Annotated in this window: 24 protein-coding genes and 1 pseudogene; 14 read left to right on the forward strand and 11 right to left on the reverse strand. The window is 29.7% G+C overall.

Annotated elements, in window-relative coordinates:
- Nucleotides 1-393 carry an START-like domain-containing protein gene (locus QVZ41_RS01105; RefSeq protein WP_420896108.1) on the reverse strand — a complete coding sequence of 131 codons (393 nt, stop codon included), beginning with the start codon at nucleotides 391-393 and terminating at the stop codon, nucleotides 1-3.
- Nucleotides 394-455: 62 nt separating this feature from the next.
- Nucleotides 456-1,142 (reverse strand): DUF4294 domain-containing protein, encoded by a 687-nt coding sequence (locus QVZ41_RS01110; RefSeq protein WP_302882714.1) that lies wholly within the window; start codon nucleotides 1,140-1,142, stop codon nucleotides 456-458.
- A gap of 103 nt (nucleotides 1,143-1,245) precedes the next feature.
- On the opposite strand from QVZ41_RS01110, the gene QVZ41_RS01115 reads away from it, so the two are divergent.
- Both QVZ41_RS01115 and fbp read left to right on the forward strand, forming a co-directional pair.
- Nucleotides 1,246-2,355, forward strand: coding sequence for a M42 family metallopeptidase (locus QVZ41_RS01115; protein ID WP_302882715.1), 1,110 nt, complete (start codon nucleotides 1,246-1,248; stop codon nucleotides 2,353-2,355).
- Nucleotides 2,356-2,607: 252 nt separating this feature from the next.
- Nucleotides 2,608-3,615 (forward strand): class 1 fructose-bisphosphatase, encoded by a 1,008-nt coding sequence (gene fbp, locus QVZ41_RS01120; RefSeq protein ID WP_302882716.1) that lies wholly within the window; start codon nucleotides 2,608-2,610, stop codon nucleotides 3,613-3,615.
- Nucleotides 3,616-3,677: 62 nt separating this feature from the next.
- On the opposite strand, the gene QVZ41_RS01125 is transcribed toward fbp, so the two are convergent.
- From QVZ41_RS01125 to QVZ41_RS01145, 5 genes and pseudogenes are all read right to left on the reverse strand, one after another.
- The gene (locus tag QVZ41_RS01125; RefSeq protein ID WP_302882717.1) at nucleotides 3,678-5,099 is read right to left on the reverse strand and encodes a CCA tRNA nucleotidyltransferase; all 1,422 of its coding nucleotides are present in this window, start codon (nucleotides 5,097-5,099) and stop codon (nucleotides 3,678-3,680) included.
- Nucleotides 5,099-5,653 (reverse strand): annotated as a pseudogene (locus QVZ41_RS01130) (L-threonylcarbamoyladenylate synthase); the annotation flags it as partial. The gene QVZ41_RS01125 and the pseudogene QVZ41_RS01130, both read right to left, overlap by 1 nt.
- Nucleotides 5,654-5,729: 76 nt before the next feature.
- Nucleotides 5,730-6,692, reverse strand: a complete 963-nt coding sequence (locus QVZ41_RS01135; protein WP_302882718.1) for a hypothetical protein — start codon at nucleotides 6,690-6,692, stop codon at nucleotides 5,730-5,732.
- Nucleotides 6,693-6,779: 87 nt separating this feature from the next.
- Nucleotides 6,780-7,700, reverse strand: a complete 921-nt coding sequence (locus QVZ41_RS01140; protein WP_302882719.1) for a glycosyltransferase family 2 protein — start codon at nucleotides 7,698-7,700, stop codon at nucleotides 6,780-6,782.
- Between the two features lie 37 nt (nucleotides 7,701-7,737).
- Entirely contained in the window at nucleotides 7,738-8,607 is an 870-nt protein-coding gene (locus tag QVZ41_RS01145) for a hypothetical protein (protein ID WP_302882720.1), read from the reverse strand.
- 121 nt (nucleotides 8,608-8,728) lie between these two features.
- Here QVZ41_RS01145 and QVZ41_RS01150 point away from each other — a divergent pair, with 121 nt between their 5' ends.
- Nucleotides 8,729-9,709, forward strand: coding sequence for a DUF5672 family protein (locus tag QVZ41_RS01150; protein ID WP_302882721.1), 981 nt, complete (start codon nucleotides 8,729-8,731; stop codon nucleotides 9,707-9,709).
- A 7-nt stretch (nucleotides 9,710-9,716) separates the two neighbouring features.
- Entirely contained in the window at nucleotides 9,717-10,850 is a 1,134-nt protein-coding gene (locus QVZ41_RS01155; protein WP_302882722.1) for a glycosyltransferase, read from the forward strand.
- On the opposite strand, the gene QVZ41_RS01160 is transcribed toward QVZ41_RS01155, so the two are convergent.
- The 3 genes from QVZ41_RS01160 to QVZ41_RS01170 all read right to left on the reverse strand — a co-directional run bounded on the left by QVZ41_RS01160 (nucleotide 10,847) and on the right by QVZ41_RS01170 (nucleotide 14,217).
- Nucleotides 10,847-11,944, reverse strand: coding sequence for a glycosyltransferase family 4 protein (locus QVZ41_RS01160; RefSeq protein WP_302882723.1), 1,098 nt, complete (start codon nucleotides 11,942-11,944; stop codon nucleotides 10,847-10,849). The two genes, QVZ41_RS01155 and QVZ41_RS01160, sit on opposite strands and share 4 nt — an antisense overlap.
- Nucleotides 11,945-12,026: 82 nt before the next feature.
- Nucleotides 12,027-13,106 carry a glycosyltransferase gene (locus tag QVZ41_RS01165; protein WP_302882724.1) on the reverse strand — a complete coding sequence of 360 codons (1,080 nt, stop codon included), beginning with the start codon at nucleotides 13,104-13,106 and terminating at the stop codon, nucleotides 12,027-12,029.
- Between the two features lies 1 nt (nucleotide 13,107).
- A complete protein-coding gene (locus QVZ41_RS01170; RefSeq protein ID WP_302882725.1) occupies nucleotides 13,108-14,217 on the reverse strand; it encodes a glycosyltransferase family 4 protein in 1,110 nt (369 codons plus the stop codon).
- Between the two features lie 167 nt (nucleotides 14,218-14,384).
- On the opposite strand from QVZ41_RS01170, the gene ruvX reads away from it, so the two are divergent.
- From ruvX to QVZ41_RS01220, 10 genes are all read left to right on the forward strand, one after another.
- Nucleotides 14,385-14,792 (forward strand): Holliday junction resolvase RuvX, encoded by a 408-nt coding sequence (gene ruvX, locus QVZ41_RS01175; RefSeq protein ID WP_302882726.1) that lies wholly within the window; start codon nucleotides 14,385-14,387, stop codon nucleotides 14,790-14,792.
- Between the two features lie 20 nt (nucleotides 14,793-14,812).
- A complete protein-coding gene (locus QVZ41_RS01180; RefSeq protein ID WP_302882727.1) occupies nucleotides 14,813-15,856 on the forward strand; it encodes a hypothetical protein in 1,044 nt (347 codons plus the stop codon).
- Complete coding sequence (gene rfbA, locus QVZ41_RS01185; RefSeq protein WP_302882728.1) at nucleotides 15,857-16,732, forward strand: glucose-1-phosphate thymidylyltransferase RfbA; 876 nt, start codon at nucleotides 15,857-15,859, stop codon at nucleotides 16,730-16,732.
- Nucleotides 16,733-17,305, forward strand: coding sequence for a dTDP-4-dehydrorhamnose 3,5-epimerase (gene rfbC / locus QVZ41_RS01190; protein ID WP_302882729.1), 573 nt, complete (start codon nucleotides 16,733-16,735; stop codon nucleotides 17,303-17,305).
- Nucleotides 17,298-18,155 (forward strand): dTDP-4-dehydrorhamnose reductase, encoded by an 858-nt coding sequence (rfbD, locus tag QVZ41_RS01195; protein ID WP_302882730.1) that lies wholly within the window; start codon nucleotides 17,298-17,300, stop codon nucleotides 18,153-18,155. The genes rfbC and rfbD overlap by 8 nt, the downstream gene beginning before the upstream one ends.
- Nucleotides 18,156-19,163 carry a dTDP-glucose 4,6-dehydratase gene (gene rfbB / locus QVZ41_RS01200; RefSeq protein WP_302882731.1) on the forward strand — a complete coding sequence of 336 codons (1,008 nt, stop codon included), beginning with the start codon at nucleotides 18,156-18,158 and terminating at the stop codon, nucleotides 19,161-19,163.
- A gap of 202 nt (nucleotides 19,164-19,365) precedes the next feature.
- The gene (gene def, locus QVZ41_RS01205) at nucleotides 19,366-19,953 is read left to right on the forward strand and encodes a peptide deformylase (RefSeq protein ID WP_302882732.1); all 588 of its coding nucleotides are present in this window, start codon (nucleotides 19,366-19,368) and stop codon (nucleotides 19,951-19,953) included.
- Between the two features lie 15 nt (nucleotides 19,954-19,968).
- The gene (locus tag QVZ41_RS01210) at nucleotides 19,969-20,400 is read left to right on the forward strand and encodes a DUF5606 family protein (protein WP_302882733.1); all 432 of its coding nucleotides are present in this window, start codon (nucleotides 19,969-19,971) and stop codon (nucleotides 20,398-20,400) included.
- A 122-nt stretch (nucleotides 20,401-20,522) separates the two neighbouring features.
- Nucleotides 20,523-21,302, forward strand: coding sequence for a nucleoside triphosphate pyrophosphohydrolase (gene mazG, locus QVZ41_RS01215; RefSeq protein WP_302882734.1), 780 nt, complete (start codon nucleotides 20,523-20,525; stop codon nucleotides 21,300-21,302).
- Nucleotides 21,303-21,398: 96 nt separating this feature from the next.
- The gene (locus QVZ41_RS01220) at nucleotides 21,399-21,956 is read left to right on the forward strand and encodes an acyl-CoA thioesterase (protein ID WP_302882735.1); all 558 of its coding nucleotides are present in this window, start codon (nucleotides 21,399-21,401) and stop codon (nucleotides 21,954-21,956) included.
- A gap of 43 nt (nucleotides 21,957-21,999) precedes the next feature.
- On the opposite strand, the gene carA is transcribed toward QVZ41_RS01220, so the two are convergent.
- Nucleotides 22,000-23,097, reverse strand: coding sequence for a glutamine-hydrolyzing carbamoyl-phosphate synthase small subunit (gene carA, locus QVZ41_RS01225; RefSeq protein WP_302882736.1), 1,098 nt, complete (start codon nucleotides 23,095-23,097; stop codon nucleotides 22,000-22,002).
- Nucleotides 23,098-23,136: the final 39 nt, after the last annotated feature.

Below are 23,136 nucleotides of genomic sequence, written 5' to 3' on the forward strand. Positions count from 1 at the left end.
TTATGCTCCAATAATGTGTTTTAGTTCAGAAATTTGATTTTCCCACAACATTTTTGCTTCGTCCATCTCATCTTCCTCTGCAAAATCTGTAATAATTAAAGACACGTCTTTGGTAAGGGCATCTACTTGAATTTTAAATTCAAAATAAGCATTATCATCTTCATCTTCTACCCAATGAAATTTTGCTCGATCATCCGTTTTTGAAGCCAACAATTTTGCTTGTTCTTCTGCACCATCCCAAATAAAGGTAAACATCTCACCTCTAGAATTTACATTGTCTGCAAACCACTCTCCTAAACCTGAAGGAGTTGCAAAATACTGATACAACATTGATGGTGATGCGTGTATAGGGAATTCTATCTGAAACTTTTCTTTAACCATGATCGTACTCATTTTTTTGATGGTTGGCAAAGTAATATTTTTTTACTTATTAAAAAAAGAATGTGGTTTTAAAGTTATTTCTTTTTTTCGATGTGAATTTCCCTAACAGGTAAAGGCATTTTTGCACTTGGTAAAACAGATGGATATCTTTCTAGTTGGCCATATAAAAATGCTTGTTGCAAAATATGCTCAATCATATAATCTTCCATCACATTTTCTGGATGGTATTCTAAATCCAAATCAATCTTAAAAAAACTTGCAGAAAATCTATACCAAAATGCTCTAAACTTCCCTCGTTTGTCTTTTATATGTTCGTTAACCGTTTCCCCAGTAAGTCTATGGATTAACTTAATTAAAATCCTTCCTTCAGTTCTAGTTAATTTTTTTACATCATCAGAAAACTGTTCCTCAAAAATCTCTTGTTTTTCTTTAATATATCTCTTACGCTTTCTAGAAGAATCTATGTTTTTAATAGAGGCATTTAGACTATCTAATTTTTGCTTTGCCAATACTGCATATGGATACGCTTTGTAAGTCTTTTTCCTAAACCAAGCATAATAACGCATGTCATAATGATTTGTGAATTTCGGTTTTGGAAACAACACAACAGTATCTAATTGTATTTCTTCATCAGGATCTGTAATAACATATACATCTTTATATTGCTCCTTTAAATCACTCCCCTCTTTTTTCTGAGCTAGAACAACTAAAGAAATCAACATAAAAACTAAAGAAACTGATATTTGTAATTTTAATTTCATCAATACCAAAAATACATAATTAACCTGCTTAAAAACAAGAATCAACATGCATATTATCTAAAATCAAAATAGTACTTTTGAGTACTTAAAAAATCGATACATGATGAGTGAACAGACAATTTTAAACAAAAAGTCATTAGACTTTTTAGAAGAATATTTAAACAATGCTGCTCCAACAGGTTACGAAAGTAATGGGCAAAAAATTTGGATGGATTATTTAAAACCTTATGTAGATGAATTTATTACAGATGCATATGGTTCTGCTGTAGGAGTTATAAATCCAAAGGCAGAATATAAAGTTGTGATTGAAGGACATGCTGATGAAATTTCTTGGTATGTTAATTATATTACCGATAACGGATTAATTCACGTGATTAGAAATGGTGGTAGTGATCATATTATTGCTCCATCAAAAAAAGTAAACATTCATACTAAAAAAGGAATTGTAAAAGGTGTTTTTGGATGGCCAGCTATTCACACACGATTAAAGGGAAAGGAAGAAGATACTCCTAAAATTGAAAACATTACTATTGATGTGGGTTGCGATACCAAAGAAGAAGTTTTGGCATTGGGCGTACATGTTGGTTGCGTGATTACATATCCTGATACTTTTGAAATTTTAAACGGAAATAAATTTGTTTGTAGAGCCTTAGACAACCGTATGGGAGGATTTATGATTGCAGAAGTGGCTCGTTTAATTAAAGAAAACAATATTGATTTGCCGTTTGGTTTATATGTAACCAACTCTGTGCAAGAAGAAATTGGTTTACGTGGAGCAGAAATGATTACACAAACCATTAAACCTAATGTTGCCATTGTAACTGATGTTTGTCACGACACGACTACGCCAATGATTGATAAAAAATCTGAAGGTGATAGTAAAATTGGTGCTGGGCCTGTAATTTCTTATGCTCCAGCGATTCAACACAATGTAAGAGAGTTGATTATTGAAACTGCTGAAAAGAATGAAATTCCTTTCCAACGTCACGCATCATCAAGAGCAACGGGAACTGACACAGATGCTTTTGCTTATAGTAACGGAGGCGTTCCTTCTGCTTTGATTTCTTTACCATTAAGATACATGCATACTACTGTAGAAATGGTACATAGAAGTGATGTAGAAAACGTTATTAAATTAATTTTTGAAAGCGTTAAACAAATTAAAGAAGGAGAAAACTTTAACTATTTTCAAGAAAAAAGTTATAGTCTTTAAGACCAAAAATACACTCAACAAAAAGGGCTAGAAATAATTTTCCAGCCCTTTTTGTTTCTTTAAATTATAGATCTATTAAAAACTTTAATTCACTAAATATATTTATTCGTTCTCTTCAATATTATAAGTGTTAAAACAACACCAATGCAAAAAGCACAAACTGCTTAAAAACAGTCAAAAACAAGTTACGAAATCGTTGTAGTAAAATAAAAAAAAGTATGATATTTATAGCATCTAATAAAACTGAACTATATGTCATATCAACACAAAACCTTAGGAGAATTTATCAATGAAAATCAACATGCTTTTAAATACACCACAGGTGAATTATCAAGCTTAATTAATTCTATTAGACTAGCTGCAAAAGTAGTAAATCACGAAGTAAACAAAGCAGGATTGGTTGATATTACAGGGGCTGCAGGTGATGTAAATGTTCAGGGGGAAGCGCAACAGAAATTAGATGTTTATGCCAACGATAAGTTTATACAAACCATGATTAATAGAAACATTGTTTGTGGAATTACAAGTGAAGAAGAAGATGATTTTATTGTGGTGAATAGTAAAGACAAAAATCACCAAAATAAATATGTGGTATTGATAGATCCTTTAGATGGTTCTTCTAATATTGATGTAAATGTATCTGTGGGAACCATTTTTTCTATCTACAGAAGAATTACACCTATTGGAACGCCTGTAACCAAAGAAGATTTTTTACAAGAAGGAAAACACCAAGTAGCAGCAGGTTATATTATTTATGGAACCTCAACTATGTTAGTGTACTCCACAGGACACGGTGTAAACGGTTTTACATTAAACCCAGCTATTGGAACTTTTTACTTATCTCACCCAGACATGGAATTCCCTGAAGATGGAAATATTTATTCTGTAAATGAAGGAAACTATTTAGAATTTCCAGAAGGAATTAAAAAATACATTAAATACTGTCAGCAAATAGAAGATGATAGACCTTATACAAGTAGATATATTGGATCTTTAGCCTCAGATTTTCATAGAAACATGATTAAGGGTGGAATTTATATGTATCCAAAAAGTACTAAAAATCCTCAAGGAAAATTGAGATTGTTATACGAATGTAATCCTATGGCATTTTTAGCGGAACAAGCCAACGGAAAAGCGAGTGATGGATACACCAGAATATTAGATATTAAACCTACTGAACTACACCAAAGAGTGCCATTTATTTGTGGTAGTAGAAATATGGTTGATAAAGCTGAAGCGTTTATGAAACAATACTCCTAGTCAACCCACATCATAAAAAATCCGAAGAGAAATCTTCGGATTTTTTGTGTTTAAAATTTATTTTATGCTTTTAACCCTAAAGCTTCTCCCCTTTTTAGCATTAGTTGATAAGCTTCATCATAATCGTTTGAAATTTTTCCGTCTAAGATAGCTTCTTTAATAAAGTCTTTAATTTGACCTATTTCTCTGCAAGGCTTTAAATTAAAAGTTTTCATGATAATTTCTCCAGAAATTGGGGGCTCAAAATTACGAACCTTATCACGTTCTTCAACTTCTTTAATTTTATCTCTAACCAATCTAAAGTTATTGTGATAACGTCTAAATTTATTAGGATTTTTTGTGGTGATATCTGCCTCACACAAAGTCATTAAACTTTCAATATCATCTCCTGCATCAAAAATTAACCTACGAACGGCAGAATCTGTTACTTCTGAAGCCAGTACAATAGGTCTTGAACTTAATAACACCATTTTCTGTACAAACTTCATCTTATTATTTAATGGTAATTTTAATCGCTTAAACAATTTAAATACCATTTTAGAACCCACAAACTCATGATTATGAAAGGTCCATCCTACTTTTTTAGAAAAACGTTTGGTAGGAGCTTTTCCAATATCATGTAACAAAGCAGCCCAACGCAACCATACATCATCTGTGTTTTCAGAAATATTATCAACAACTTCTAAAGTGTGATAAAAATTATCTTTATGCTTTTGTCCTTCTACCTCTTGCACTCCTTTTAAAGCGGTTAATTCTGGTAGAATTTGATGTAACAATCCTGTTTCTTCTAAATGTAAAAAACCTACTGATGGCACTGGAGATTCTAAAATTTTATTGACCTCAACCATGACTCTTTCTCGAGTAATAATTTCTAATCTTTCGGCATTTTTAGTAATAGCCGACAAAGATTCTTTTTCAATCTCAAAATTTAATTGCGTAGCGAACCTAATGGCACGCATCATTCTTAGCGGATCATCAGAATAAGTGATGTCTGGGTCTAATGGTGTACGAATTATTTTAGACTTTAAATCATCAATTCCTCCAAAAGGATCCAACAAATCCCCCAAAGAATTTTCATTTAAAGAAATTGCCAAAGCGTTGATGGTAAAATCTCTTCTATTTTGATCATCTTGTAAAGTTCCCTCTTCAACTTCTGGATTTCTACTATCTTCTGTATAAGATTCTTTTCTAGCCCCAACAAACTCAATTTCTATGTCTTGATAACGCAACATAGCCGTGCCATAAGTTTTAAAAACTTGTACTTTTGGTTTGTTAGGTAATAAATCTGCTACTTTTAAAGCCAAATCAATTCCGCTCCCAATGGCAACCACATCAATGTCTTTTGCAGTACCTCTTTGTAAAATAAAATCACGTACAAAACCACCAATCACAAAAGCATCTACTTCTAATTGTTTTGCAGCTTTGGTGATATATTCAAAAACGGGATGTTCAATGGCAGATTTATAGTTCTCTAGAATTTGCATTAGGGACGTATTACGGTTACCTGATTTTGATTTGTGACCTTGATAATTGTTGAAGATTTTTCACAAATTTTATCGTGGTGCAAATCTACTACATAATCTACTGCCTTCAAAATTGCTGGACTTATTTCGGAAAACTGTTTTGGAGTGGGTTCTCCACTAATATTTGCCGAGGTGGAAACGATAGGTTTTCCAAAATCAGCTATCATTTTTTTACAAAAATCATCAGATGCAATTCTAATGGCAATGGTATTGTCTTTTCCAATCGCATTTTTAGCAATTCCAATAGGATGATCGTAAACAATAGTTGTTGGATTTGTGGCTTTTTCTAATATTTCTAAAGCTTTGCTAGGAACTTTAGCTACATACTTTTTTAGCATTTCTAAGGAAGAAACTAAAATGACCAAACTTTTGGTTTCTTCTCTCTTTTTGATGGTATATATTTTTGCGACTGCTTCTTCTGATGTAGCATCGCAACCTATTCCCCAAACAGTATCTGTAGGATAGAGGATGGTTTTATTATGTAAAAGATTATAATACATTTGCTTTATAAAACTAAACTGTTCATTATCTTAATAAATCTTTTCAAAAACTAATAAAAATATCATTATCGCTTTTAATGAAGATCCTTTTTTAGTCTAAAAAAACTTCTTTAAACTTATTCATTATGGTATTAGGTGAAAAAGCTTTAGAATACATATCATAATCTATTGAAGAATCAACAGTAAAATTTGAAAAAACATTATATAAGTCTTCTTTATTTTCATACAAAATAGCTTTCTCTTTTAAAATTTCTATATGTGAACGTTCTTCTGATTTTGACCAAGTAATTACAGGTTTATTTTTAATAGAAAACTCACCTACAGCAATCCCAAAACTTTCTCCTTGCACACGGGCATGTATATATGCATCGCAAGTATTAATAAACCTTACTTTGTATGAAACATCGATAGTTGCTGGTAAAAAGATAATGTTTTTATAAGGTCTAAAGAAAGTTTTACTAACAAAAGAATCCGTACCTAAAAACAAAAAATATACTTCTTTGTTTTTTGTTGCATACTTCTTAATCGTTTTTTTCACAAATTCTATATCAAAAGTTTCTCCTCCTCCATGCCTTCCAAATACTACAGCTTTTTTAGGAATATTTAATTCCTTCCTTAAATCCCCTTCAATTATCGGTAAATGAACCATATGTGGTACAAATGGATATTCTAAATTAGTCATTTCTTTAGCAAGCCATTCTGAAACATAAGCATATACATCTCCATGTGGTTCAAAACATTTAAAAACTGTATGCATTGCAGTTTTACAATTACTTACAATTATATCATCTTTAATACCATATTTAATAGCATAAAATAAATCTGCCTTCACTTTATCTACAATAAATTCTAACTCACTAACAGAACTATAACCTATAACTTCAAATTTATTTTTAAACTTTTCTATTGCGGCTTCAAAATTATTTGGATTGTTTTTATTGTATACGATGACAGATTCATTATTCAATATTTTTTGGTTATAGAAAGCATAATCATATACTGCTAATGAAGTCCCCCTGTAAGAAAGCTGATTTTCATGAAAAATAATCTTCATACTTATTAATAATTTCTTAATATTCTAAAAACACTTAATCAATTAAGACATAACTGTGTTCATAAAATAATTTATTTTTTTATATATTTATTTGCCGTACTTTTCTTTATCCATGTGTTTAAAGAGTCCATCTCCGTGAGCAACTTTAAAGTTTTGTCTTGGCCACCAATAAGCTATTTTTCTTTCCAAATCAATTCCTTCCCCAGTAAACGGCTCTATAACAGAAATATAAAAGTTTTTCTTAAACATGCATGGATTATTTGTCCAGTTACCATATCTAGATGTTGTCACGTAATAATCACCTTCTTTTTGAATTTGATCTCTAAACTTTACCTCTGGTAAAGGTGTCCAATGGATTGCATCTAACAAATGAGGAGAAGTTAATTGATGCCATTCATCATAATACTCTAATTCTCTACCTTTAAAACCAAATGAAAAATGTGGATAACCAGGATTATTTTTACTTCTATATCGAACAACATCAAATCCTTTATTTAACAAATCTAAACCACTTTTTAACTGTTTTACTGTAGTGTTTTTATTTTCTATAAGATGCCAATCATTTTCTAAGATGAGTATATGATCTGTTTTAGCCTCCTTAGCAAGTTCTAAAAAGCCTTGCCCTATACCTATATTTTTTGTTTTTGCTATATAATGAATCCCAAAAAACTGAGCTAATTTTATATCTAGATCACTTGCTTCATTAAACAAAATAGTTACATCATTTACATTTTCTAGCAAATCATTTTCCAAATAAGTTAGTAGAGTGCCTAATAGTTTTTTGGGAGATTTCCATGAGAGTATTCCTATGGAAATTGGTAGTTTATCATATTTTTCTTCTTTAATATTTTTTTCCAGACTTAAATGTCTTTTTTTTAACAAACCTATATCATTATCTGTAAACATTTTACAGAAATCACACGAAATTATATGTAGTTTTAATTGTATTTTTTTTATAAATCCTACATGTTTTTCTTTGCGAATTATTAAAGCTTCCTTACAAGTCATTTTTATTATTTGTTTTTTAAAAAATATCTAATCCAGATTAAAAATAACTTTTTAAGATAGATTTTATTTTTCTAGAAAATTTAAATTTAATGTCATTTTGTTTGTAAGAAGTTTTAATTTTCTGAATACACGTATCTAAATCTGGAGCCTCAATAAACCTTAGACTTGCCCAATCATTTTTATATACAGGATGAAAGTTGATATACTCTTTATAATTTGTCTTGTTTAGTTTTTTCCATACATCAAAAAAGGCATGAACATCAAAATCATTCTTATGCCCCCAGTTTGTAATTTTTGTATAAATTTCTTCTTCTTCTCTAGCCCAAGATTGATGAATCAAAAAATGGTCTGAAAAAACATCTTTAGCCTCTGTTTTTCTACCAAAGGTATATTTTGGGTAATTTGTTGCTAAATAGCAACTTTCTTTGATTGGATTAATAAGATAAAAACCATTTTCATCTTGCTTAAACAGTGTAATCCATTTTACATTTATATTTACAGGATTTTTATGAGGTTTGCATAAAAAATGATTGTTTTGTTTTAAAAACGTGATAAACTTATCAAACTCATAAACATATTCATCTGCATCTATCTGTATATGCCAACCACCATGTCCCATAAATTCCGCAAGTTTATTTCTTTGTTCTGTTTCCAAAATCATTGGCTGAATGTTTTTTTTATAAAATTCATCTTTGTAGAATTTTATTTTATTGTCTACATCTAAATTCTTAATTTCTAAAAAAAATTCTTCAGGTATAGAGATATTACTTCCAGACCATGTTTTAAAATTTTTATCATAACATAAAACAATTAAATCTACATGTTTATAAATCTGGTTTAATGATGTGAAAATATATCTATAATCATAAGAAACAAGATACCCTGCTTTTATCATTTTATTTGTCATTTAAATTATTTAGCTCAGTAGCGATTTTATACAACTAACAATATGTAGAATACTATATTTGCCAAAGTAACAAATAATCTGAATTAATTCATACTTATTTAAAGTCTAACATTTTTACAAAATGTATTATATCAAAGAACTCAAAAAATTAAACAACGACATAAGTGACCTAAGTAAAAATAAAAGTTTATCAACTTTTATTTTATTTTACTTAAGCTTCCCTTACACTCTTTATAAGTTAAAAACCTGGACAAGTAGATATCTCTATGATACTATTGAAACTAATGAATATGATGAGTTAAGAAAACACATATTGAAGAACAAGTTACTTAAAACCAATATTATTAATTACTTTTCTCAGGTTAACGAAATAATTGTAAAAATTAGAAAAGAATACTGGAATGACCATATTGAAAATATCTTACTTCTACGACAAAGAACCCCAACACTAAACATTGCCAAAAACTCTAACTTTACAGCTGTAATTGTAGAGACTAGAAAACATCCACACTTTAAAGTGGTGGTTGAAAATGTAATTTTAAACACTCAACATTTAGGGGTTTGCTTACAAGTATATCACGGAACAGAAAACGAAGTATTTGTTAAAGATTGTTTAAAAGAACATTCTAATATAAAATTCATCAACTTAAATGTTGAAAACTTAGACATTGAAGCCTATAATAAAATTATGTTGTCCAAAAAATTTTATCAAAACATTGATAGTGAACATATATTGGTTTTTCAAACAGATGTAATTACTTTTAAACCTTTAGATAAACAATTTTTAGCATACGATTATATTGGTGCCCCCTGGAAAAAGGAATTTCATCATAAATACAATGCTGAAGTTGGTAACGGTGGATTGAGTATTCGTTCAAAAAAAGCCATGTTAAATGTTCTAGAACAAAACATTGTTAGAGAAAAGTTTATTCCTGAAGATTTATATTTGTCAAGAATTTTAACCGAACAACATTTTAAAATCGCTCCTTTTAAAATTGCTTTAGAATTTGCAACAGAAGATGTTTTTAATCCAAATGCTTTTGGTTGTCACAAAAGTTGGGAATTGATAAAAATGAATGAATTAAAAATTCTTTTAAAATAAGTATACAATGCCTAAAATATTATTCTTTTATCCAGACAATCCTTTAAATATTAATCAAGGAAATAATGCTAGAGCAAATGCATTGTTGCATTATTTTAAGACCAATAATTTTGAGATAGATTTTGTGGGTGAAGAAAGTCTCATCTTCTCTAAAGAAGACCTTTTAAAACTGAAAAATTCTAATTTAATTAACAAAGCTGAATTAATAAGAAAGAGAAAAAAAAATGGAATTCGTTATTTGTTTGCACATTCAATTCCAAATAAAATAAAAAATAAAACAAGTATATCAACTCATTTAGGAGCAGGTCAACAAAAAGATTTTGAAACTATTTTAAAACAAAACACATATGACTATATTCTCATATCATATGTATTGTTTGCTTCATTTATTGGCAACAAAAAACTTTTAAAAGGAGCAAAAACGATTGTAGACACTCATGACTTTCTCACGTCTCAATTTCAAAATCATAAAAATGTAGGAAACCTATTTAAGGTAGAACTTAAATTATTAAACCAATTTGATTCTATTTGGGCTATCTCAGTTGAAGAAAAATATATTTTTAATCAATTTTTACCACATAAAAACATTGAATTAATACCACACGGTATTGATGACAAACATCAACAAAAATATATTACTCCATCAATAGATATTTTTTATGTAGCCAGTCCAAATCCTCACAATATAACTGCTGCTAAATGGTTCTTTAATCATGTTTATCCTTTGCTACCCAAAGAAATCAAAATTACTATTGTAGGTAGAATTGTTCATTTTATTGATGATTATGACAATGTAACAAAAATCGAAAAAGTTAAAGATTTGAGTGATTTTTATAAGAAAAGTAAAATTACCATCTGTCCCATGCTTAGTGGTACTGGGCTAAAAATTAAAGTTGTAGAATCTTTATCTTATGGAATTCCAGTGGTTTGTAACGAACGCGGTGTAGATGGTTTGTTAAACAAAATAAATAATGGATGTTTAACGACCAATAACCCTAAAATATTTGCTAAATACGTTCATCAATTATTAACAGAGAATGAGTTTTATAATACTCAAAGAAATTACGCTAATACTTTTTTTGATGAAAGTTTGAGTTTAAAAAATGTACATCAAAAATTAAATAATTTTTTCAATATTTAAAACAATAAACTCTTATACACGCTAAGATAATTTTTAGCCATTACCTTATAATCAAAATTAGCAGCTCTATTTAATAGTTTAGCTCTAAACTCTGATTCATTATCATAAAATTCTTTCATTCCATTTTTATAAATGGAAACCATATAGTCTGTTTCAAAGTTTTCAAAATAAAAAGCAACCTCACCACCAACCTCTGGTAAACTAGTTCTGTCACTTAAAAACACAGGTTTTCCAAATCCCATTGCTTCAATAGGTGGAATTCCAAATCCTTCAGCTATAGAGGGATGACACATTGATTCACAATTCTGAATCAATGCCCATTTTTCTTCTTCTGTTATATTATAGCAAAAGTGAATGCGTTTTTGAAGTCCTAAATCTTCAATTTTCTTATTTATTCTTTTTAAATAAGACTGATTCTCACTCGACACAACTAATACCAAGTCCACATCAAGAAACGGTAACATTTTAATTAATGATAATTGGTTTTTTTTATGAAATAAGACTCCAATATTTAGGATGTATTTTTTATTTTTTAAATATGAAAATGTTCCTAAATTATATTTTTTATCAATACTTGGAAAGCTAATTCCGTTATAAACAACAACTATTTTGGGTTCTTTTCTAAAAGAAAATAAATTTTTATTTTCTAATAAATCATTTTTAGTAAACTCAGAAATACAAACAATTACATCAGCATTATGTATATTTCGTTTAACTTTATTTAGTTCTTTTTTCTCTTTTTTTTCTGAAATTTTCTCATGAAGAAAATTTAAATCATGGAGAGTTACTACTTTTTTCTGACCTGCTTTTTTAAAATGAAAATAAGATGATAATTGATGACTTGTATGAATAAGATGATACTTAAAAGTATAGAAAGGAATCATTTTATGAATGGCTTTTCTTTGGACAACACTAAAACCAGTTCCTATTTCTTCTATAGTATCTTCTGGGCCATAAAGGGAAACAACCATATTACCAAGTGTAGGTAATTTTGAAAAACCAAATGCTAAATTTTTAAAAACATTTGCAATACCCGAATTTGGATATCTCAATCTTTCTAAATCAATTAGTATATGTTTCGTTTTTCTTTTCATTAACTTTTTTTTATACAAATATAAGGTCATATCTTTTTATTGATCCTCTAACATTACTATATTTTAAAAAGCAAAATTCTTTTTATATAGACTCTAAATACCCTTCAACTTTTTTATTATTAACTTCTGCATCAAACAGCTGATTTACAAAATCATGTCCTTTTCTCCCCATGTCTTTTATTAACTCTTCTTGGCTATGTAACAATATAATCTTATTTGCTAACTCTTCAATATTGTCTTTTTCAATTAAAAACCCAGTCTTATTGTTGTCTATAATTTCAGGATTACTGCTAACATCAAAAGCGATAACAGGTTTATAATGATAAGAGGCCTCCGCAATTACATAACCAAAACCTTCCCAATGTGACGTTAAAACAAAAATATCTAATTGAGACATAAATGCATTTACATCTTCTACATATCCCTTAAAATCAACAACATCCTCTACATTTAAATCTTTGGCTTTGGTTTTTAAAGTATTTAACAACCTTCCATCACCACCAATCAATAATCTAAAATTTAGGTTTTTAGATTTTAACACTACGGCCAACTCTAACAATGCTTGTTGGTTTTTTTGATACTCTAATCTTCCTAAATTCCCTATAATTAACGTATCTGTCTTGGGTTTATCTTGAATGGGATGGTAATTATCAAAATGAATTCCATTATAAATAACTTTAATATTTTCTTTAGGAAACAACTTCGGATTGTTTTGATTGACAGTTCTCTTCGTTTCTTCTGAGTTGGCCAACATGTTGGTTAAAACATTTTTAAAATAAAATCTGTTTAAAAATGTATTCTTAATAGGAATAGCACTCCCTCTTCTGTAAACCACTTTTTTTACCTCTGCTAACTTTGCTGCAACAGCTCCTGTTTTAATGTCTTTTGATGCGTTTAAAATTAAAATATCCGGCTTATCCTTTTTAAACATTTGAACCAGATTGTAAATCTTAAAAGGATTTAAAAAGCTTAAATTTTCAATATCTATCAACCTTACTTCTAAATCAGCCTCTATAGATTTGTGATGTAAAGCTCCATTTTTTTGACAATATACAATAACATTGTAATCCTTGTTTCTTAAATAGGTGGCCATTTCTAAGTGCCATTTTTCTCCTCCTCCCCAAGATTTTACAGAGTTAAAAAAGCATATTGTTTTTTTCATTTTATAAACTTTTATAAAGTTTTAATATTTGATTTCCTATTACATCATCATTAAATCGTTGTACATATTCAAAACCTTTTAGAGTCATTTTTTCTTGTAACTCTAAATTTTCTTCAATATTTAAAATCGCTTTTTTCAAAGCAATTTCATCATGTGGTTCTACATAAATAGATTCCGCCCCTCCTGCTTCTGAAAAACAACTCCCTTTTGATGATATTACTGGAGTTTTAGAATACATAGCTTCAACAATAGGTATACCAAAACCTTCAAAAATACTAGGATAAATAAAAATATCTGCCATTTGATAAATCATGGCCAACTCATCCATGGCTACACCTCTTAAAAAGTGTACTCTTTGCTTCATGTTGTTGTCTCTAATAAACGCTTTTACTTTTTCAATATAGGTTGTTTCTTTTCCTACAACTACTAAATGATGTTGAGTATCTTTTATAGCTTTTACAATGGTCAATAAATTTTTTCGCTCCTGTATAGTCCCTACATTTAACAAATACTTACTTGGTAAAGAATATTTAACGGCAACTTCTTGTTTCTGATCTTTGTTATAAACTTCTTTAAAAGCTGCATGACATCCTTGATAAATCACTTCTATTTTAGAAGCCTCAACATCTAAAAAAGAAACAATATCCTTTTTAGTTTGCTCACTAATAGCAATGATTTTATCGGCAACCTGAGCAGCTCTCTTAAATTTTTTAAAATGAATTTTAGCATCAATATAAGAGTACAACTGAGGATATCTTACAAAAATTAAATCGTGAATAGTTACTACAGATTTAATATTTGTTTTTTCAATCCCAATAGGCAATTCATTGGTTAATCCGTGATAAATTTCAATTTTATCAGCCATTAAATCTTTTACAATTGCTTTTTGTCTCCATAAAGAACTTAGCTTTTGCCAAACCTTGGCTTTGGGCATACACAAAACCATGTTTGATGTTAATACAAGTCGATTAACACTTCCTGGTTTGGGATTGTATAAAAAGTATTTATGATGGGGAAATTGAGCAGCTAAAATCCTTAAGGTATCTCTACTATAATTTCCTAAACCTGTAGTATTATGAAATACTCTTTTGGCATCAAAACCTAACTTCATCAATTTTTTATTTATTAAATACTCTACAACAAATTCTAATAGCAGTCACTTATGGTTTTGCAATATATTGAATCTTTTCTAATCTAAAATGAAGTTAACATCAATAAAACCCTAGCTCTCAAACAAATTTACTTATTTTTACACATCAACAAACGCAAGCAAGTAAAATGTCTAAAATATTAGCTTTTGATTACGGAACTGTAAGAACAGGATTGGCTGAAACCGATGATTTAAAAATGATGGCTTTTGGTTTAGACACCATTCCTACCAAAGAAATTTTTAGTTATTTAAATCAATACTTAAAAAACAATACAGTAGATGTATTTGTTATTGGTGAACCTAAACAAATGAATGGTTTAGAAAGCGAAAGTGAAGTTTTTATAAAAGAATTTATTAAAAAACTAGACAGCACCTATCATATTCCTATTGTAAGGTTTGATGAACGTTTTACCTCTAAAATGGCATTTGATACTATGATTGCTAGTGGAATAGGTAAGAAAAAAAGACAGAACAAAGGTTTGATTGATAAAATTAGTGCCACCATTATTTTACAAGGATATTTAGATACGCTATAATTTAGTCAACCTATTTTTTCATGAACAAAAACACTCAAAATTTACCAAAAATTGCGCTAATTGAGTTTGATCAATCTCATGCCGAATGTTTATATAGTCAAATATTATTTTTAAAAGAACAATATCAGATTACTGTGTTTATAAATGATAAAAGTCCTGAAGACCTCACAAACATTCCCAACATTACTTTAATCCCACTTAACTTAGAAGATAAAAAAACAAATCAATTTGTAAAAAAATATTTGATTTCAGAGAAAATAAGCAAAGTAATCTTTAATTCAGCCGAAAGAAAAATATTCAAATTTTTACTTTTGTTTTTATTCAAAAAACAAATTTCATTTTGGGGAATCTTACATAATCCTAACCGACTTAAAAAAAGTTTAAAACAAAAATATATTAGCCACAAACTTAATGGTTATTTTGTGTTAAGTGATTTTGTAAAAGAAAATATAATCACAGAAAAACTCACAAAAACTCCTGTAAAAAGTATTTACACCATTTTTTTTAAGGAAGAAAACATCAACAAAAAAATAACCAAACCCAAAAACGAAACTTGGCTAGTTATTCCTGGTAAAGTTGAGTTTGATAGAAGAGATTATTTATTTTTATTAAACCTTAAAATTCCTAAAAACATTAAATTCATTATTCTAGGAAATATTAATACTTCTGAAGGAATTCAGTTTAAAGAAAAAGTTATAAAAAATAAATTATTGACTAGTTTTATTTTTTTTGAAACCTATATCCAAGATTATGAATTTAGTCACTATATAGAAAATGCTGATTTTATACTACCTTTAATTCATCCCAATAATCCATTTTTCAACAAGTATATTAAAAATAAAATCACTGGTACTTATAACTGGGCATATGCTTTTAAAAAGACAATGTTACTTGAACAAAGTTTTTCATCAATAGATGAATTTAAGGAAACATCTTATTTTTATAACATTACTTCAAATCAAATATTTGAAGTTTTAAAACAACCAAAAAAAAAATATATAAGTGATAAGTGGTCGTTTGACTATCAACAAAACACTTATCTCAATTTTATAAAAACAAAATAAATGAAAGGAATTATTCTAGCCGGAGGATCTGGAACCAGATTGTATCCACTAACCAAAGCAACCTCCAAACAATTATTGGCTATTTATGACAAGCCTATGATTTATTATCCGCTTTCGGTATTAATGTTGGCTGGAATCAAAGAAATTCTAATCATTACTACGCCAGAAGATCAAGATAGATTTATCAATCTTTTAGGAGATGGAAGCCAACTTGGAATTCAACTTTCGTACGAAGTACAACCCAATCCAGATGGATTGGCACAAGCTTTTATTATTGGAAAAAAATTTATAGGAACAGATGATGTTGCCCTTATTCTTGGAGATAATATTTTTCACGGACAAGGATTTATCAAACTACTTTCCAATGCTATTGAAAGTGCTAAAAATGAAAACAAAGCCACTATTTTTGGTTATTATGTAAATGATGCTCAACGTTATGGTGTTGTTGAATTTGATGAAAACAAAATAGCCTTAAGTATAGAAGAAAAACCCAAAAACCCAAAGAGTAATTATGCCGTTTCTGGTTTGTATTTTTATCCTAATAACGTCATTCAAATTGCCGAAGCTGTAGTACCAAGTGAAAGAGGCGAATTAGAAATCACCAGTGTAAATCAAGCTTATTTAAAAAATAAAGAATTAAACGTACAAGTAATGGGACGTGGCTATGCTTGGTTAGACACAGGAACACACGAATCTATGTTAGAGGCTTCTAACTTTATTCATACCATAGAAAAAAGACAAGGTTTAAAAGTCGCTTGTATAGAAGAAATTGCCTTTGAAAAAGGATATATCACCCAAGAGCAATTATTAGCTTTGGGGCAAGAAATGAAGAAGAACGAATACGGTCAGTATTTAATTAGAAGAGCAACAAAATAGATGAAATATACACGTACCGAAATTCCAGAGGTGATTATTTGTGAACCCAAAGTATTTGGAGATCATAGAGGTTATTTTATGGAATCCTTTAAAGAAGATACCTTAACTGAATTCTTAGGTTATAAGATTCATTTTTGTCAAGACAATGAATCTGCTTCTACAAAAGGAGTCTTAAGAGGACTGCATTACCAAATGGGAACATTTGCTCAAACAAAATTGGTGAGAGTGATTCAAGGTGCGGTGATAGATGTGGCAGTAGATATCAGAAAGGGTTCTCCTACTTTTGGACAACATGTGGCAGTAGAATTGTCTGCTGAAAATAAAAAACAATTACTAGTTCCTAAAGGATTTGCTCACGGATTTGTAGTGTTAAGCGATACTGCTATTTTTAGCTATAAAGTTGATGCTCTTTATAGTTTTGAAAATGAAAGAGGATTGGCTTTTGATGATCCTACTCTAAATATAAATTGGGGGTTAGAGAAATCAGCATTGATTTTATCTGATAAAGACACTAAAAACCCAACCCTAGAAAACGCTGATTTGTTTGACTATAACATCAACTATTATGAATAATATTTTAGTCACCGGAGCAAGTGGACAATTAGGATCTGAAGTTCAAGAGCTTTCTAAAGAATACCCTCAATACGATTTCTTTTTTACAGATGTAGCTGATTTGGACATCACGGATTTAGAAAAAGTACGTGAATATTGTAATACCAATCAAATAAAAACCATTATCAACTGTGCGGCTTATACAGCTGTTGATAAGGCAGAAGAACAAACAGATGTTTGTAATGCTGTAAACCACATTGCCACCATCAACTTAAGTACGGTTGCGAAAGAATTAAATATAAAATTAATTCATACATCAACAGATTACGTGTTTAACGGAAAAAATCATGTTCCTTTTAAAGAAGATGATATTACTGCTCCTATCAATGTTTATGGAAAAACAAAATTATTAGGAGAACAAGCCATGATAGAAATTAACCCTACAAATTCTATTATTGTTAGAACGTCATGGGTATATTCTACTTACGGCAATAACTTTGTAAAAACCATGCTAAAGTTGGCCGAAACCAGAGAGCAATTAACCATTATTGCAGATCAAGTTGGGAGTCCTACTTATGCTTATGATTTGGCAAAAACCATTTTAGAAATCCTTCCTAAAATCAATAATGATCATGTTGAAGTATATCATTACTCAAACGAAGGAATTTGTTCTTGGTACGATTTTGCTTTTGAAATATTTCATCAAACCAACACTAAATGTAAAGTGTTGCCTATAGAAACCAAAGATTATCCAACAGCAGCAGAAAGACCACAATACAGCGTGATGAACAAATCAAAAATTAAAAAAACATTTGATATTGAAATTCCACACTGGAAAACATCTTTGTCTAACTGTTTAAAAAAATTATAAATGAAACATATATTAGTTACAGGGACTGCCGGATTTATAGGTTCTAATTTCATCTATCATTTTATAGAAAATCATACAAATTATCACCTAATCAGTTTAGATAAGTTGACTTATGCTGGGAATTTAGAAAATTTAAAGGAAGTTGAAAATCACCCAAGACACACTTTCATCAAAGGAGATATTTGTGATAGAAAACTGATAGAAAATATTTTTTCAGAATACAACATTCAAGGAGTATTACATTTTGCAGCTGAATCTCATGTTGATAATTCCATTTCTAATCCTGGAGTTTTTATAGAGACCAATGTAAACGGAACTTTTACCTTGCTTGATGTTGCTTACAAACATTGGATGCAAAAACCTTTTTCCTATAAACAAGGTTTTGAAAACTGTAGATTTTTACATGTTTCTACTGATGAAGTTTATGGAACTTTAGGAGAAACTGGTTTGTTTACAGAAACAACACCTTATGCTCCAAACTCTCCTTATAGTGCTTCTAAAGCAAGTAGCGATATGTTGGTAAGAAGTTACCACCACACCTATGGAATGAATACTGTTATTACCAATTGTTCTAACAACTACGGTCCACAGCAGCACGATGAAAAACTAATTCCGACCGTGATTAGAAAAGCCATTAATGGAGAAACCATTCCTATTTATGGAGATGGAAAAAATATTAGAGATTGGTTGTATGTACTAGATCATTGCAAAGGAATTGATTTGGCTTATCACAAAGGAAGATCTGGAGAAGTTTACAATATTGGAGGAAGAAATGAAAGAAACAACAATTACATCGCCAATAAAATTTGTGAAATTCTTGATGAATTAAAACCCAAAGAAAACAGCTACAAAAATTTAATTAATTATGTAGAAGACAGAGCAGGACACGACAGACGTTATGCGATTGATGCTACAAAAATTGAAACAGAATTAAGCTGGAAGGCCGATGAAAATTTTGAATCTGGAATTATAAAAACCATTCAGTGGTATTTAGAAAAATACAGTTAAAATAATTGTAATTATAAAATTTGTCAGTTTGAGTGTTCTGAACTCGTTCAGAATATATCGAAAACAAAATTTTAGGATTATAAAGACTTTAAAACAATACTACAAAGCCAAGGTTTCAAATCACTTTGGCTTTTTTATTGCTGTTATACCAAAGTATAAAGCTATTCTTTGTACTTTTGCAATCGAATTTTAGCATACCGATATGATATTACCCATTATAGCCTATGGAGACCCAGTCTTAAGAAAAGTAGGTAAAGAAATAGACCAAGACTATCCAGAATTAAGCACCTTAATTGCCAATATGTGGGAAACCATGGAAAATGCAAATGGTGTTGGTTTGGCAGCTCCACAAATAGGAAAATCTATCCGTTTATTTGTTATTGATGCGACTCCTTTTGCAGAAGATGAAGATTTAGAAGAAGGGGAAAAAGAAGTCTTACAAAACTTTAGAAAAGTATTTATCAACGCTAAAATTGAATCAGAAGAAGGTGATGAATGGGCCTTTGAAGAAGGTTGTTTAAGTATTCCTGAAATTAGAGAAGAAATCTGGAGAAATGAAACTATTCATGTGACTTATCAAGATGAAAACTTTAAAACGCACAAAGCTACTTATAGTGGATTGGCAGCTAGAGTTTTTCAACATGAATATGATCATATTGAAGGCGTTTTGTTTACAGACAAAGTATCTTCATTAAAAAAGAGATTACTAAAAAAGAAATTAGAAAATATCTCCAAAGGAAAAACTGGAGCAGATTATAGAATGCGCTATTACAGTGCAAAAAGACGATAACTAAAAATAATTAAAATGAGTTTAACAAAAGTAATTGCAATTGCTGGAAAACCAGGATTATATGAAATTTTAGGACAAACCAAAGGTGGTTTTATTACTACTAGTTTGTTAGATGGTAAAAAATCTCCTGTTAAAAACACTCAAAGTGTAAGTGTTTTAAGTGATATAGGTATTTATACTTATGAGACTGAAATTCCTTTAGGACAAGTGTTTTTATCTATCCACGATAAATTTGAAGGAAAAGAAGGACTAAGTCACAAAGCTCCTAACAACGAATTAACTGCCTTGTTTAGCGAAGTGTTACCTGATTATGATGAAGAACGTGTATACGTTTCAAACATCAAAAAAGTAGTACAATGGTACAATATTTTGGTAAATGCTGAATTTGATTTTGAAAGCATCAAAGAAGATTTAAAAAAAATAGAAGAAGCTCAAAAAGAAGCTTAACAAACAGTTGTTTGTTTTCATCTTAAAGCTGTTAACTTTTGTGTTAACAGCTTTTTTTGTTTAAACATATAAATATAGCTTCTACTTTTTACCTTTGACAAACCACACAATTTTTAAGAAACATGAATTCAAGAAAAGAACAATTAGCTGCTATAGATCGTTTGTTAACCATTATGGATGAATTAAGAGAACAGTGTCCTTGGGATAAAAAACAAACGATAGAATCTCTAAGGCATTTAACCATTGAAGAAACTTACGAACTTGCCGATGCCATTCTTTCCAATGATTTAAATGAAATTAAAAAAGAATTGGGTGATTTACTTTTACACATTGTTTTTTATGCTAAAATTGGAAGCGAAACCAATCATTTTGACATCGGTGATGTAGCCTCAGCCATTTCAGAAAAACTAATTCATAGGCATCCTCATATTTACAGCGATATAAAAGTAGAAGATGAGGAAGAAGTAAAAAAAAATTGGGAGCAATTAAAATTAAAAGAAAAAGGAAATACTTCTATTCTACAAGGTGTTCCAAGTTCTTTACCTGCTCTGGTAAAAGCCAATAGAATTCAAGAAAAAGTTTCAGCAGTGGGTTTTGATTGGGAACACCCAGAACAAGTTTGGGAAAAAGTACAAGAAGAATTATCAGAACTAAACGAAGAAATTTTAAAAGGCGATAAAAAGCGTATAGAAGCCGAATTTGGCGATGTTTTATTTTCTATGGTAAATTATGCCAGACTAATTGGAGTAAATCCCGAAAACGCTTTAGAACGCACCAATATAAAATTTAAAAAACGTTTTGAGTATTTAGAAAACAATACCATGAAAAAAGGCATTCAACTTACAGATCTTAGTTTAGAAGAAATGGATGTTTACTGGGAACAAGCTAAAAAGTTTGATTAATTTTCTTATCATCATAAAAATATAATTAACTTAAAATAAACTACGTAATTATACTTAATATTTTACGTATATTTGTATTAATAAAAAGTTTACAACATGGACACAATAATTAAAAGCCCACAAGACTCAGCCGTTGAGATTACTGAATTAATGAAACCTATGAATTCTAATTTTAGCGGAAAAATTCACGGAGGTTATATTTTAAATTTAATGGATCAAATAGCATTTGCATGTGCTTCAAAATACTCTGGTGCTTATTGTGTTACAGCTTCTGTAAACACCGTTAACTTTTTAAATCCGGTTGAAGTTGGTGAATTTTTAACTTTAAAAGCAAGAGTAAATTATGTTGGGAATACTTCTATGACTGTAGGAATAAGAGTGGTTTCTGAAAACATACAAACCGGAGTTAAAAAACATTGTAACTCGTCTTATTTTGTAATGGTTGCCAAAACAGAAGATGGTAAAAATGTGACAGTTCCAAGACTAAAACTTAGAAATTCAGAAGATGTTAGACGTTTTATAAGATCTAAAAGTAGATTAGAAACAAACAAATTAAGAAGACAAGCCTTTAGCAAAGCTGCTTTTAATTATAAAGAACATTTAGAAGAATTAAAAGATTACAATGTATATGTAGATCCCTCGTTATTAGATTAAAAAACAAAAAAGCCATTTCTTCCGAAATGGCTTTTTTGTTTTTTTATTTCATGTTTTCAACAAACTGATCAAATAAGTAAGTAGCATCATTAGGCCCTGGTCCAGCCTCTGGATGATATTGTACAGAAAAAGTGTTTTTATTTTTAACTCTAATACCGGCAACGGTATTATCATTTAAATGAACATGAGTAATTTCAACATTATCGTTTGCCTCAACATCATCTCTTTTTACAACAAATCCATGGTTTTGAGAAGTAATTTCTCCTTTTCCAGAAATTAAATTCTTTATAGGGTGATTGATTCCTCTATGTCCGTTATGCATTTTATAAGTAGAAATCCCTTGAGATAATGCAATAATTTGATGTCCCAAACAAATTCCAAATAAAGGTAAATCTTTATCTATAATTGTTTTAGCAACCTCTTGCACACCTTTTAGTGGTTCAGGATCTCCAGGTCCATTTGATAAGAAATATCCATCAGGATTAAAAGCAGCCATGTCTTCAAAAGAAGCTGTACATGGAAAAACTTTTATGTAACAATCTCTCTTAGCTAGGTTTCTTAATATGTTAGTTTTAATTCCTAAGTCTAAAGCAGATACTTTGTATTTAGCATTTTCATCACCATAAAAATAAGGCTCCTTTGTTGAAACAACAGATGCTAAATCTAAACCTTTCATACTTGGGGCTTCAGCTAATTTTGCCTTTAAACCTTCAATGTTGTCAACTTCTGTAGAAATCAAAGCATTCATTGCTCCATGTTTTCTAATGTAACTTACTACTGCTCTTGTATCAACGTCTGTAATAGAAAGTAATCCGTGTTTTTTAAAATACTCATCTAATGAACCATTAGAACGTTCTCTTGAATACTCGTAACTAAAATTTCTACATACCAAACCAGCAATCTTAATTCCTTCAGATTCTACTTCGTCATCGTTTACTCCATAATTACCAATATGTGCATTGGTAGTTACCATAATTTGACCAAAATAAGACGGATCTGTAAAAATTTCTTGATATCCAGTCATTCCAGTATTGTAACATACTTCACCAATGGTAGTACCTTCAATACCTACAGACTTTCCTTCGAAGATAGTTCCATCTTCTAATAATAAAATTGCTTTCTTTAATTCTTTGTACTTCATAAAAGTTGTTTTTGTTGTTGGGTGGAGGTGTTTCACCTA

This window comes from Wenyingzhuangia gilva, from assembly GCF_030519655.1.
Classification (GTDB): Bacteria; Bacteroidota; Bacteroidia; order Flavobacteriales; family Flavobacteriaceae; genus Wenyingzhuangia; species Wenyingzhuangia gilva.

Coding starts and splice junctions, on each gene's coding strand:
- QVZ41_RS01150 (WP_302882721.1), top strand. CDS start 8,729: ATGTATTATATCAAAGAACTCAAAAAATTAAACAACGACATAAGTGAC.
- QVZ41_RS01165 (WP_302882724.1), bottom strand. CDS start 13,106: ATGAAAAAAACAATATGCTTTTTTAACTCTGTAAAATCTTGGGGAGGA.
- def (WP_302882732.1), top strand. CDS start 19,366: ATGATATTACCCATTATAGCCTATGGAGACCCAGTCTTAAGAAAAGTA.
- rfbA (WP_302882728.1), top strand. CDS start 15,857: ATGAAAGGAATTATTCTAGCCGGAGGATCTGGAACCAGATTGTATCCA.
- rfbB (WP_302882731.1), top strand. CDS start 18,156: ATGAAACATATATTAGTTACAGGGACTGCCGGATTTATAGGTTCTAAT.
- QVZ41_RS01135 (WP_302882718.1), bottom strand. CDS start 6,692: ATGAAGATTATTTTTCATGAAAATCAGCTTTCTTACAGGGGGACTTCA.
- QVZ41_RS01210 (WP_302882733.1), top strand. CDS start 19,969: ATGAGTTTAACAAAAGTAATTGCAATTGCTGGAAAACCAGGATTATAT.
- QVZ41_RS01140 (WP_302882719.1), bottom strand. CDS start 7,700: ATGACTTGTAAGGAAGCTTTAATAATTCGCAAAGAAAAACATGTAGGA.
- mazG (WP_302882734.1), top strand. CDS start 20,523: ATGAATTCAAGAAAAGAACAATTAGCTGCTATAGATCGTTTGTTAACC.
- fbp (WP_302882716.1), top strand. CDS start 2,608: ATGTCATATCAACACAAAACCTTAGGAGAATTTATCAATGAAAATCAA.
- QVZ41_RS01220 (WP_302882735.1), top strand. CDS start 21,399: ATGGACACAATAATTAAAAGCCCACAAGACTCAGCCGTTGAGATTACT.
- QVZ41_RS01170 (WP_302882725.1), bottom strand. CDS start 14,217: ATGAAGTTAGGTTTTGATGCCAAAAGAGTATTTCATAATACTACAGGT.
- rfbC (WP_302882729.1), top strand. CDS start 16,733: ATGAAATATACACGTACCGAAATTCCAGAGGTGATTATTTGTGAACCC.
- QVZ41_RS01155 (WP_302882722.1), top strand. CDS start 9,717: ATGCCTAAAATATTATTCTTTTATCCAGACAATCCTTTAAATATTAAT.
- ruvX (WP_302882726.1), top strand. CDS start 14,385: ATGTCTAAAATATTAGCTTTTGATTACGGAACTGTAAGAACAGGATTG.
- QVZ41_RS01115 (WP_302882715.1), top strand. CDS start 1,246: ATGAGTGAACAGACAATTTTAAACAAAAAGTCATTAGACTTTTTAGAA.
- QVZ41_RS01180 (WP_302882727.1), top strand. CDS start 14,813: ATGAACAAAAACACTCAAAATTTACCAAAAATTGCGCTAATTGAGTTT.
- carA (WP_302882736.1), bottom strand. CDS start 23,097: ATGAAGTACAAAGAATTAAAGAAAGCAATTTTATTATTAGAAGATGGA.
- rfbD (WP_302882730.1), top strand. CDS start 17,298: ATGAATAATATTTTAGTCACCGGAGCAAGTGGACAATTAGGATCTGAA.
- QVZ41_RS01105 (WP_420896108.1), bottom strand. CDS start 393: ATGAGTACGATCATGGTTAAAGAAAAGTTTCAGATAGAATTCCCTATA.
- QVZ41_RS01125 (WP_302882717.1), bottom strand. CDS start 5,099: ATGCAAATTCTAGAGAACTATAAATCTGCCATTGAACATCCCGTTTTT.
- QVZ41_RS01110 (WP_302882714.1), bottom strand. CDS start 1,142: ATGAAATTAAAATTACAAATATCAGTTTCTTTAGTTTTTATGTTGATT.
- QVZ41_RS01160 (WP_302882723.1), bottom strand. CDS start 11,944: ATGAAAAGAAAAACGAAACATATACTAATTGATTTAGAAAGATTGAGA.
- QVZ41_RS01145 (WP_302882720.1), bottom strand. CDS start 8,607: ATGACAAATAAAATGATAAAAGCAGGGTATCTTGTTTCTTATGATTAT.